The sequence below is a fragment of the Anaerolineae bacterium genome (assembly GCA_016931895.1).
GTDB lineage: Bacteria > Chloroflexota > Anaerolineae > 4572-78 > J111 > JAFGNV01.
Map to the genome: position 1 here is coordinate 1 of JAFGDY010000064.1, position 11987 is coordinate 11987.

The 11987-nt window shown below is 55.7% G+C and carries 5 protein-coding genes; 2 read left to right on the top strand and 3 right to left on the bottom strand.

All coding sequences use genetic code 11. The annotated features are described in order from the left end of the window. Positions 1-94 precede the first annotated feature (94 nt). The 3 genes from JW953_05070 to gltB all read right to left on the bottom strand — a co-directional run bounded on the left by JW953_05070 (position 95) and on the right by gltB (position 8350). Entirely contained in the window at positions 95-1609 is a 1515-nt protein-coding gene (locus JW953_05070; protein ID MBN1992053.1) for a glutamate synthase subunit beta, read from the bottom strand. A gap of 104 nt (positions 1610-1713) precedes the next feature. Then, complete coding sequence (locus JW953_05075; GenBank protein ID MBN1992054.1) at positions 1714-3354, bottom strand: FMN-binding glutamate synthase family protein; 1641 nt, start codon at positions 3352-3354, stop codon at positions 1714-1716. A 355-nt stretch (positions 3355-3709) separates the two neighbouring features. After that, the gene (gltB, locus tag JW953_05080) at positions 3710-8350 is read right to left on the bottom strand and encodes a glutamate synthase large subunit (GenBank protein ID MBN1992055.1); all 4641 of its coding nucleotides are present in this window, start codon (positions 8348-8350) and stop codon (positions 3710-3712) included. A 488-nt stretch (positions 8351-8838) separates the two neighbouring features. Between gltB and JW953_05085 the strand changes: the two genes are divergently transcribed. Together JW953_05085 and JW953_05090 are read left to right on the top strand one after the other, a co-directional pair. Next, positions 8839-11082, top strand: coding sequence for a HAMP domain-containing protein (locus tag JW953_05085; GenBank protein MBN1992056.1), 2244 nt, complete (start codon positions 8839-8841; stop codon positions 11080-11082). Further along, positions 11079-11987 (top strand): DNRLRE domain-containing protein (locus JW953_05090; GenBank protein ID MBN1992057.1); only part of this gene is annotated, 909 nt, incomplete at its 3' end. The genes JW953_05085 and JW953_05090, both read left to right, overlap by 4 nt.

Here is an 11987-nt window from a genome sequence, read left to right on the forward strand (position 1 = left end):
ATGTGTGAGTTTGGCATCAATTTGAAGCGAATCAACCCCTCCTTCATTTCTCTTTTAGTTACTCGCACTTGTTCTTAACATGAGCCTGATTTTTTTAGGGTAGATCGGTTTCGCCCATCAGGTAGCGGTCCACCTCCCGGGCCGCGCCACGCCCCTCGTTGATGGCCCACACTACCAGACTCTGGCCACGCCGCATGTCGCCTGCGGTAAAGATGCCGGGCACGCGGGTGGCAAACTGGCCGTACGCCGCCCTGGCGTTAGAGCGCTCGTCCTGTTCAACGCCCAATTGCTTTAGCAGAAAATCCTCGGGACCCAAAAAACCCAGGCTCAATAATACCAACTGCGCCGGCCAAACTTTTTCAGTGCCGGGAAGTTCTTTGGGCGCGGGACGACTGCCGTTATTGGCCACCCACTCAATTTGAACAGTGTGCAGTTCTTTCACCCGACCGTTCTCATCACCCACAAATTTTTTAGTCATAATGGCGTAGTGGCGCGGGTCGCGGCCATAAAGAGCCGCCGCTTCTTCCTGGCCGTAATCAACCCAAAAAATTCTGGGCCACTCCGGCCAGGGATTGTCCGGCGGGCGTGCATCCGGCGGGCGATTCAAAATCTCAAATTGTTGTACGCTTTTGCACCCCTGGCGCAAAGACGTGCCCACACAATCGGTGCCGGTATCGCCGCCGCCAATCACAATCACGTTTTTGCCTGTGGCTGATATAAATTGGCCAAGGCCCGTTCGCTCTTGCCAGGGCGTGATAGTAGGATCGTCGCCGTCCAGCACTTTTTGCGTGTTGGCGTGCAAAAACTCCATAGCAAAGTGAATGCCTTTGAGATTGCGGCCCTCAACCGACAAGTCGCGTGGTTTGGCAGCGCCGCCGCACAACACCACCGCGTCAAATTCCGACATCAGCTTGTCCGCCGGATAATCAACGCCAACCTCGGTATGGGTGATAAATTTAACACCTTCCTCGGCCAACAAATTGACCCGGCGCTGGACAACGTGTTTTTCCAGTTTCATATTGGGGATACCGTAGGTGAGCAAGCCGCCAAGCCGGTCGGCGCGTTCAAACACCGTTACCCAGTGCCCGGCCCGGTTGAGCTGGGCCGCGCAGGCCAACCCGGCCGGGCCGGAGCCAACCACGGCCACTTTTTTGCCGGTGCGTTTTTGGGGAGGGCTGGCTTTTACCCAGCCCATTGCAAAACCCTTGTCAATAAGGGCCGCCTCAATGCTTTTAATGGTCACCGGCGGTTCATTGATCCCCAGCGTACATGAACCCTCACAGGGGGCGGGGCAAACCCGGCCGGTGAACTCGGGGAAGTTGTTGGTTTTATGCAGGCGGTCGAGAGCTTCACGCCAAAGGCCACGATAAACCAGGTCGTTCCACTCAGGGATAAGGTTATTGATTGGACAACCCGAGGCCATGCCGCTTAACAGCGTGCCGGTATGGCAAAAGGGGATGCCACAATCCATGCAGCGAGCGCCCTGGATTTGCAATTTTTCTTCGGCCATGGGCAAGTGAAACTCCTGCCAATGACGTATTCGCTCCTCCGGGGAGTGGTCCGAGGGAACTTCACGCTTATATTCCATAAATCCGGTTATTTTACCCATTTTGCAAACACCTCGTTAAATTGTTTTTAGAGATGTCCCCAACCCGGCTAAAGCGAATACCCTCAACCTGCCTGCATAAAACCCAACGGTTTACCTACCCAACACTATGAGTCTAAAATTCGTTTAGCCGCATTATCAAAGACATCGGTCATAAATGGTATATCTGTTTCTCTTTCCGTTTCCCGGTTGGCCGAGAAGAGATCGTTACGGGAGATTTCGGCCAGAGAGAATTTTCTGGCGCCGGCCAATAACTGTTGCAGGCCCGCCGCCAATTTATCGGCCAGGGTCCAAACGGCAATGGCCCCAAAGGGGATATTTGCCATTTCATCGGCCCCTACTTTATGCTGAACGTCATAGTAGCCGGCAAAAATTTCTTCGGGCACCCGGCCAAATTGAGCCACCGTTTGCGGCAGTTTATCCCAATTACCATGGATGGTTAGACAACTTTCAGGGTCAACCACCCCTTGAATATTCGCGCCCAGGAAACCGGGGATCATCAACGCCCGGCCCATGCACACCAGCTTGGTATAAGGCGCGCCCAGAGCCAGCGCTTTAAAAATATGGTCTTCGCGGGCCAGGCCGCCGGCAAAGGCCAGGTCAACCACTTTGTGCCCTTTCCCGGCCAGGTGCGAGGCATATTCATAAGCTTTGGCATGCAGAAAGATCGAAGGCACGCCCCAGGTTTCCATCATATTCCAGGGACTCATGCCGGTGCCGCCGCCGGAGCCGTCAATCGTCAGCAGGTCCAAATCGGCTTCGGTGGCGTATTTGATGGCCATAGCCAGGGCCTCCATGCCATAAGAGCCGGTCTTTAAGGTAATCCGTTGGTAACCAAGTTCGCGCAAATGCTTAACCGACTGCATAAAGTTCTCTCGCACCGCGTCCGCATTGTGCAGGTCGGTGTATCCCAGGCGGCTGTGGCGGGCAAAGGCTTCCACCGCCCCGTGCTGAAAAGCCTCCTGCACTTCCGGGATGGTGGGGTCCGGGTCAACCACATACCCCCGTTCTTTCAAAAATAAGGCGTACTCCAGGTTTTTTACCTGAATTTCACCGCCAATGTTTTTGGCGCCCTGCCCCCACTTCAGTTCAATAATGGCCTTATCGCCATACTTATCAATCACGTATTCGGCCACCCCGTTGCGGGTATCTTCCACGTTCATCTGCACAATGATGGCTCCATAACCATCGTGGTATCGCAGGAACGTATCAATGCGGCGGTCAAGTTCGGGGGCTTTGGCTATTTTGCCGTTGGTGAGTTCCGCTTCCTGGTCAATGCCCACCACGTTTTCCCCAATCACAATGGGAAAGCCTACCAGGGCAGCGCCAATAGCAAACGCTTCCCAATATTTGGCGGCAATAAAGGTTGACCCCAACGCGCCGGTCATAATGGGCACTCTGGCTTTGGTTTTTATGTTAACGCCAAACTCGGTTTCAACACTAACATTTGGAAAAATGCAGTCATCCGGGGAATCGGATAATCCTTGCGGTACGCCCAAAGCACCGTAGTTATACCCCTGGATGCGCAAGGCGTTATAGTTAACGCCAACATGGGTGGTATTGGCGCTGCCCGCGGTGACGATGCCAAAATCGCGGGGATAAAGCAGTTTTCGCCCGCGCAAACTTGAAAGCCAAGTTTCGCACTTACCCTTACAATCCGCCCGGCAAAGGGTGCACAAACCCGACTCCGCGGCATCGCCCCGGTTAGCTGTGCCTAATACATCATTAGTTCCTGACCACTGAATCATTCTTTAACTTTCTCCTTTATAGTGATAGTTTGTTTGTGTGTTGACCAAACACACAAGGTTTGAAATTTGAAGCAGACCAAAATTGAACCGTATAATAGTAAAACCGGGTTTTTCGGCAAAAAAACCGCTAAACCGTATGGTTTCAGAACCAATTTTGCATAGAAATTGCCTGATATAGGCAATTCTATTTTTGTTGACCGGCGCCGGCCTAATTTTTTTGTTAATTTTCAAACAACTCTTGCAATTTTGCGGGTTACTTTCTAAACCAACACCCAGCCTTGTCTAAATTCATTTTAAGCCATAGGACCACGCGAGAACCGGAAAATTTGCTCCGTGCAGGCAGATTTGGCTGCGGCTAATTTCCGCCCACCCGGGACATGTCGCTCTTGTTCTTTTCAAACGCCACCATCACCGCTTCGTCGCCGCTCAGGCCGGAGGCTTCAACTTCGGCAAAGGCTTCCAGCATGCGTTTGTAATCGTGCGGCATCACTTTGACAAATTTGGGCGCCAACTCGTCCCATTGAGCCAATACGCGCCAGCCCAATTCGCTGTTGGTGTATTCGGCGTGGCGTTGGACCATTGCTTTGACTTCAGCAATTTCAGCAGGGTCATCCAACTTTTCCAGGCCGACCATCTGCCGGTTGCAGAGGGTAGCAAAATCGCCATGCCGATCCAGCACGTAGGCCACACCACCCGACATGCCGGCGGCAAAGTTGCGCCCGGTCTGGCCCAGCACCACTACCTGCCCGCCGGTCATATACTCGCAGCCGTGGTCGCCCACGCCTTCCACCACCGCTCGAATGCCGCTGTTGCGCACGCAAAAACGTTCGCCGGCCACGCCCCGAATGTAGGCTTCGCCGCTGGTGGCCCCATAAAAGGCCACATTGCCGATAATAATATTCTCTTCAGGCACAAAGGTTGACCCCTCCGGCGGGTAAACAATGATCTTGCCCCCGGACAGGCCCTTGCCAATGTAGTCGTTAGAGTCGCCTTCCAACACCAGGGTGATACCTTGGGGCACAAACGCGCCAAAACTCTGCCCGGCCGACCCCTGGAAACGCAGGCGAATAGTGTCTTCGGGCAGACCGGCCCCGCCGTAACGACGGGTCAACTCGCTGCCCAGAATGGTGCCTACCACCCGGTTGACATTTTTGATGGGCAGGGTGGCCGCTACCGGCTCGCCGCGTTCTAAGGCCGGTTGGCATAGCTCAAGCAGGGTTTGGTTGTCCAGGGTTTTCTCCAGGCCGTGGTCCTGTTGTATCTGGCAGTAGCGGCCTATCTCGGGCGGGGCGTCGGGCCGGTATAGAATGTTGGAAAAGTCCAGGCCTTTGGCCTTCCAGTGGTCAATGGCCTGGCGAGGCTCCAGCTTGTCTACCCGGCCAATCATTTCGTCAACCGTGCGAAAGCCAAGCCGGGCCATCAACTCGCGCATCTCTTGGGCAATAAAGTGCATAAAATTGACCACGTGCTCCGGGCTGCCGCTGAACTTCTTGCGCAGTTCCGGGTTTTGGGTGGCTACGCCCACCGGGCAGGTATCCTGGTGGCATACCCGCATCATGATACAGCCCAACGTTACTAACGGAGCGGTAGCAAAACCAAACTCTTCCGCGCCCAGCAGGGCGGCAATCACCACGTCGCGCCCAGTTTTAAGCTGGCCGTCGGTTTCTACCACAATGCGGCTGCGCAGGTTGTTGAGCACCAGGGTTTGATGAGTTTCGGCCAGGCCCAGTTCCCAGGGCAAACCGGCGTGTTTAATGCTGCTCTGGGGCGACGCGCCGGTGCCGCCGTCGTAACCGCTGATCAGCACCACGTCGGCCTTGCCCTTGGCCACGCCCGCCGCAATAGTGCCCACCCCCACCTCCGACACCAACTTTACGTTGATGCGGGCCTGATGGTTGGCGTTTTTGAGGTCGTGGATCAATTCGGCCAGGTCCTCAATGGAGTAAATGTCGTGGTGCGGGGGCGGCGAGATAAGACCCACGCCGGGGGTGGAGTGCCGGGTTTTAGCAATCCAGGGATATACCTTGCGACCCGGCAATTGGCCGCCCTCGCCGGGCTTGGCCCCCTGGGCCATTTTGATCTGAAGTTCTTGGGCGTTAACCAGGTACTCGCTGGTAACGCCAAAACGGCCCGAGGCCACCTGTTTGATGGCGCTGTTTTTTGAATCGCCGTTGGGCAGGGGAATGTAGCGGGCGGGGTCTTCGCCGCCTTCACCGGTGTTGCTTTTGCCGCCAATGCGGTTCATGGCCACCGCCAGGCTTTCGTGCGTTTCCTGGCTGATGGAGCCGTAAGACATTGCGCCGGTTTTGAAGCGCCGGCAAATGGATTCCACCGGCTCAACCTCGTCCAGCGGAATCGGCTCGGCAGCGAGCTTGAATTCCAGCAGACCGCGCAGCGTGCCCAATTTTTCGGATTGGTTGTTGATGAGAGCGGCGTATTGTTTAAAGGTATCGTAATTGTTGGTGCGGCAGGCTTTTTGCAGCAGGTGAATGGTTTGGGGGTTGAACAGGTGATGCTCGCCGTCTTGCCGCCACTGATACTCGCCTCCCACGTCCAGGGTATGGCCGTTGACTTGCCGTTTAGGGAAGCCGTGGCGATGGCGCAATCGCGCTTCTTCCGCAATCACATCCAGGCCAATGCCCCCGATCCGGGAGGGAGTTCCGCTAAAGTACCGGTCAATCACGGCCTGGTTCAGGCCAACGGCCTCAAAAATTTGCGCGCCGCAGTAACTTTGAATGGTGGAGATGCCCATTTTGGACAGGGTTTTGACCACTCCTTTGAGCCCGGCCTTGATGTATTTATTGATGGCCTCGTCGGCCGTTATGTTGTTGAGCATCTGCTGGGCCACCATATCGCGCAGGGTTTCGTAAGCCAGGTAGGGATTGATGGCCGTAGCCCCATAACCAATGAGCGTGGCAAAATGATGCACCTCGCGCGGCTCGCCGGATTCAAGGATGAGGCTGACCTGAGTGCGGGTCTCCTGGCGAATAAGATGGTGGTGCAAACCGGACACAGCCAGCAACGCCGGGATAGCGGCGTAATCGTGGTCAATGCCCCGGTCCGATAAAATGAGCAGATTGGCCCCGCCGGCAATGGCCTGATCGGCCGCCGCGCAGAGATCTAACATGGCCCGTTCCAGCCCCGCGCCGTTCTCGTCGGCCCGGAACAATATGGGCAGGGTGACCGCCTTAAAGCCGGAAGCTTTGATGTGACGCAGTTTAGCCAGTTCCACATTGGTCAGAATAGGATAAGGGATGCGGATGAGGCGGCAGGCGCGTGCGGTTGGCTCCAGGATATTATCTTCGGCGCCGATCATCATTTCGGTGGCGGTTACAATTTCTTCACGGATGGCGTCAATGGGGGGATTGGTGACCTGGGCAAATAGTTGCTTAAAGTAGTTGTAAAGCAGTTTGGGTTTGTCCGACAGCACGGCCAGGGGAGAATCGTTGCCCATAGCCCCCACCGGCTCAATGCCGCGCTCGGCCATCGGGCCGATGAGCATGCGCAAGTCTTCAAACGTATAGCCAAAGGCTTGTTGGCATTGCAGCAGGCTACCGTAACACGACTCCTGCTTGAACATATTTTTGAAATCCGCCTGTTTGGGCGCCGGCAGGTCTTCCAGTTTCAGGCGATATTGGTTCAGCCATTGTTGGTATGGTTTGGCCGCGGCCATTTTTTGTTTGAGTTCTTCGTCGCCCACAATGCGGCCTTCGTCCATGTTTACCAGGAACATGCGGCCCGGCTCCAGCCGGCCTTTATAGAGCACGTCTTCCGGCGGCAGGTCGAGCACGCCCACTTCCGAGGCCATGATCACGCGATCATCTTTGGTAACGTAGTAGCGTGAAGGGCGCAGGCCGTTGCGGTCTAACACGGCTCCCACCATTATCCCGTCGGTAAAACCAATTGAGGCGGGGCCGCCCCATGGTTCCATGAGCGCGCTGTGGTATTCGTAAAAGGCTTTTTTCTCGTCGCTCATGCTTTCGTGGTTGGACCACGGCTCGGGGATCATCATCATCATGGCCTGGTGAATGGGCCAGCCGGCCAGAGTGAGAAATTCCAGGGCGTTGTCGAACATGCCGGAGTCGCTGGTGTCGGGGTCAATCACCGGCAGCACCTTTGCTAAATCGTCGCCAAAGAGGCTGGATTTGAACACCGACTGGCGGGCGCGCATCCAGTTGATATTGCCGCGCAGGGTGTTGATTTCGCCGTTGTGGATGAGGTAACGGTAAGGGTGGGCGCGGTCCCAACTGGGGAAGGTGTTGGTGCTAAAGCGAGAGTGAACAACGGCCAGGGCGGTCTCGATGTCGGGGTCGGACAGGTCGGGATAATATGCCTCAAGCTGTTCCGACATCAACATGCCTTTGTAGACAATGGTTTTGTAAGAAAGGCTGTTAAAATAAAACGCCCGGCCACCCGCTACCCGGCCGGAGTGGCGGATGGTTTTTTCGGCCAGCTTGCGGATAATGTACAACTTGCGCTCAAACGCCATCGGGTCGGCCAGGCGGGGGTTACGTTTAATAAACACCTGGCGCGCCGCCGGCTCGGCCAGCAAGGCGGTTTTGCCCAGGCCGCTGTTGTTAGTGGGCACGGTCCGCCAGCCGAGCAACTCTTGCCCTTCGGCGGTTATGATCTCTTCCAGTTGCCGCTCGCAGGCCCGGCGCTGCTCTTCGGCTGGGGGCAAAAACAACATGCCCACGCCGTATTCGCCGGGCCGGGGCAATTCAAAACCCTCTTGAGCGCACGCCTTCTGAAAAAAAGCATGCGGCAATTGGAACAATATCCCCGCGCCGTCTCCCGTGGTCGGCTCGGCCCCGGTTGCCCCGCGATGGGTCAAATTATTGAGAACAGTTAACGCATCCCGCAAAATGCTGTTGGATCGCTGGCCCTTGATGTTAACCACAAAACCAACCCCGCAGGCATCGTGCTCAAATTGGGGGTCATACAATCCTTGTTTGGGAGGCCGTCCAGGGGATTGCCCGGCATTATCTGGTTGCATCGTTCAACTCCTTCTGAGATAAAATACCGCGACCAGAGAACGCCTCGCTCCGTCGCGGTAAGATTTAACGATATGGTTTTTGACGATCAAATAGAGTCGTACATCAGTTGGCAGGAGAGAAGTGAGGGGACGTTTTACGCCGGCCCACCACACTTCTGGGGGTGGTAGACAACTGGAATGAGAACGTTTTTGATTGTCAAGGGATATATGTGCATCTAAAACTTTGAGGTAGTTAATAATTATAGACTGTTTTAGGGGGATGTCATCACCCAAATGGGTAATTTTTGGGCCATAAGTTGAAGCGGGCGTAAACCCAATGTGAACCCGACCAAATACTTCTTCTCACCGGCCAGGGTGTTTTAGTACCTTGTTCCTATTGAAGAATGATGAGTTCACACTATTTTTATCCAAAATTATGTTATAATTGGGATAGAGTTGTTACGCGCCGGGTGATTGTTGGAGCGCCTCTTATTTTGGGTTTTCTGGAAATGTCACGCCAAGTTTTGATTGTGCAGCCCGATTTAAAGTCAATCCAGTCCCTCTCTAATTTTTTTAGAGCACAGGGTGATCAGGTTTGGCATGCCACTGCTACCGCCGAGGCTTATGGTGTTTTGGAGCAAACCAGGCCAGGCTTGGTGGTTGTAGATTTACATGTTTTGAATGACGGCTGGCAAGATGTGCTCCACCAAACCCGGCAAAAATCCCCCGCCACCCAAATTCTCTTTACCACCCATTACCCCGACCCTCCACAAGAACTACGCGCCCAAAAACAGTACCCCCCCTGCGCTTTTTTACAACAGCCCTTCACCCGCGCCAATATCGAGCAGGCGCTCCAGACCTTGGCAGAAAATAGCCGGGCTGCTTCAAAGGAAAATACGGATCGGGCCGCGCTGCCTAAAGTGCGGGTGCCGGTCAGGATGAAGATTACCCTGCCCTACATTATCCTGGCTTTGATGCTGGCGATGGGGGTGGCCTACGTGGTCAACCGGGTGGTCTTGGACACGATTGAAGAACGGTTCACCAATCAGTTGATTGAAGCCGGAAAACTGACCAACGACTGGATGGTGCAAGAAGAAAATCGTCTTCTGGAAACCCTGCGTTTACTGGCTTATATGCAAGGCGTGCCGGAAGCAGTAACCGCCGCCGACGCTGAACGCCTGCATGAAGTGACCCTGCCCCTGGCGGTTAATTATCAAGAAGAAGCCATTGAAATTCTGAACATGCAGGGAGTAAGCTTGCTTTCCTTGCGCCATCGTCGCGGCGGCACAATTGAAGCGTACTCTGTTTCCCGGGGTGAGAGCCTCTTTGCCCAATGGGAGTTTGTGCGCAGCGTATTAGCCGGGCGCGCAGACCGGCAGCGCGATAAATATGCCGGTTTGGCCCGCCCGCCTTGGGGCGACTATTTTTACGTGGCCGGGCCGATCTTGGCCGAGGACGGACGGCAGGTAGGCGTGGTTTTGGTGGGTAAATCGTTGCCAACCCTGATTGATCAGATGCGGCAGAGTACCCTGGCCCACACCACCATTTATGATCTCAATGGGCACCCCCTGGCCTCAACCCTGCTGGCCAGCAGAGAAGACCTTCAGCCTTTGAGCGTGGAAACTGTGTCGGAGATTTTGCAGCGCCAAGATGAAGCCAGCTTGATCCGCCCTTTAACGGCGGGCAGTATCAACTATAGTGAAATTTTGGGGCCGTGGGAAGCGCGGGAATCGGTTGAGCCGGCCACGGGCGCCCGCAGCCATAATGATCAGGGCGTAATTGGCGCCGCTCTGCCCGAAACCTTTTTGGTTCGGCCCAGCCAGATTACCCGCCTCCAGATTTACCTATTGACCACGGCCGCTTTGTTTATGGTCATTACCCTGGGCCTGGTGCTGGCCAACCGCATCACCCGGCCCTTGCTGCGAGTGGTTGACGCCTCGGCCAGGGTGGCCGAGGGTGATTTGGAGGTGCAGGTAAACCCTGCCGGCAACGATGAAGTGGCAGTGCTGGCCTACTCCTTTAACCAGATGGTTTCCGGCCTGCGGGAGGGTTCGCTGTATCGTGACTTATTAGGCCGGACTGTTTCGCCGGAGGTGCGCGAACAACTACGCCAGGGCTTTGCCTCCGGCGACGTGCGGCTGGAAGGGCAGGAGGCAATGGCCACGGTTCTGGTAAGCAACATTCGCGGTTTTACCACCCTGGCCGAAACCAAAAACCCCACCACCGTGATGACCTGGTTGAATGAATATTTTGACGAGTTGGTGCCTATTGTCGTGGCTCATGGCGGGGTGATTAGCAAGTTTGAAGGAGACGCCATCCTGGTTTTCTTTGGCATCTTGCCGCGCCTGCTCCCTGCCCAGGAAAGCGCCTACCAGGGCTGCCGGGCGGCCCTGGCCATGCTGGAGGCCATTGAAAAACTCAATGCGCGCCGGGTGGCACGCGGCGAATCTGCCTTTAGCGTGGGCATTAGCCTCAATACCGGACCGGTCACTGCCGGCGCCCTGGGCAGCACCGACCGGATTCACTACACCATTATTGGCGATACGGTCAATACCACCACCCGCCTGGAAAGTATCACCCAACAACTGGGCCAAAAAAGCAGCGCCGTTATCAGCCAGCATACCTTGTTTGCCTTGCAGGATTGGCGACACGAATTCCAACTGGAATCGCTGGGCGCGCACACCATTAGGGGCAAAGTGGAACAATTATTGGTTTACCATCTCCAGGCAGGGCGAAAGGAGATGGTCGAATGAATATGCCGGCACGGGGCATGGAACGCCAAAGAAACCGCCGCTGGGCCGGCTTGCTGGTATTGCTCTTGTTGGTAGGGATGCTGTGCCTGGCCGGAACTTTATTTTTTGAAAGGCTCACCGGGGCCGGGCAGGCCCGCTTTGTTCCGGTGCAGCTCCATTCGGCGCTGGCAGCCAATTACCGGATAGATTTTGCGCCGCCCCGCCTGCCCCCAGTGCGGCCGGAAATTATTTGGGATGCTATTTTAGATAATGAAGGGATTGCGATTTCAGCCGCCCGGAAGGCCGGTCTCCTGGACGTATTCCAACTGCCGGTGCCCTTTGTCGCCTCGCCGGTTTGTCAGGGCCGCCACGTCATAGAGGCCGGCCGGGATACCTGGCTTGATTCGGCCAGCCCCGCCACTGTGTATGGCCGGGATACCGTTCTCCAACTTGGTCGCCAGGGAAACCAGCTCAAACGCATCCTGCTGTACTTTCCGCTTGATGAGAGCCTCCGGGGCGCGTCCATTTACCGGGCCTCTTTAGAATTGCGCGTGGCCGGAGGCCCCGGCATAGATACGCCTGAGCTGCGCTTGGCCAACCTGGCCGCCCCTTTTAACGAGACCGCAACCAATTGGTCAAATCAACCCGACCCCTTTCTCAACTATCGTTCCTTGCCCTTAGTTATAGCCGAAAGCCATACCTGGGATGTAACCGATATGGCCCAAGCCTGGCTGCTGGACCGTTATCCCAATCATGGCCTCATGCTAGAGCCGCAGTCGGCCAAAGATTTTACCATTTTTTATTACAGCCGGGAAGCCGGCCAACAAACTGGCGGGGGGCCGAATCCGGCCAACGGGGTTAGTCCTCGCCTGATTATTGATTGCAGCGGGCCGACGCCAGAACCGGAGGCGGTTGTGGCGGCCCCC